The organism is Pseudomonas sp. P5_B2 (assembly GCF_056400445.1).
This window is the reverse complement of sequence record NZ_JBFULH010001268.1, coordinates 1-776: the sequence shown is the minus strand read 5'-3', so window position 1 is coordinate 776 and position 776 is coordinate 1. Positions and strand designations below refer to the sequence as shown.

The following is a 776-nucleotide window of genomic DNA, read 5'->3' as shown; positions in this document are numbered from 1 at the left end:
CTTTCGGGAAGCGATCCTGAGGGTATTTTCCCCAGCGTGTTGGGTCACGAAGGTGGTGGTGTAGTAGAAGCAATTGGCGAGGGCGTGACCTCCCTGCGAGTCGGAGACCACGTGATTCCGCTCTATACCGCGGAATGCCGGCAATGCAAGTTTTGCCTTTCCGGAAAAACCAATCTTTGCCAAGCAGTTAGGGCAACCCAGGGTAAAGGTTTGATGCCGGACGGCACCTCACGTTTCTCCTACGAAGGTAAGCCGCTGTTCCATTACATGGGCTGCTCAACCTTCTCCGAATACACAGTGCTGCCCGAAATTTCACTAGCAAAAATTCCTAAGGATGCTCCGCTGGAACAGGTTTGCCTGCTCGGATGCGGTGTGACTACAGGCATCGGCGCCGTTCTTAATACCGCTAAGGTCGAGGCAGGAGCTAGCGTTGCCATTTTTGGCCTRGGCGGTATCGGCCTAGCGGCGATTATTGGCGCAAAAATGGCAAATGCCATCCGGATCATCGCGGTTGATATCAACCCAGCGAAGCGGGACGTTGCCATGGCGCTGGGGGCGACGGATTTCATTAATCCTAAGGAGCATGACAAGCCTATCCAGGACGTCATAGTCGAGCTCACCGAGGGCGGGGTCGATTACTCCTTCGAATGTGTAGGCAATGTGCATCTGATGCGAGCAGCACTGGAGTGCTGCCACAAAGGCTGGGGAGAGTCGATCATCATTGGCGTGGCAGGCGCGGGCCAAGAAATAAGCACTCGCCCTTTCCAACTGGTCAC

The 776-nt window shown here is 55.1% G+C and carries 1 protein-coding gene; it reads left to right on the top strand.

Annotated features, from left to right (window positions below; translation table 11 throughout):
- On the top strand, positions 1–776 hold a 776-nt coding region (locus tag AC1DRJ_RS30670), incomplete at both ends, for a zinc-binding dehydrogenase (RefSeq protein WP_477805414.1).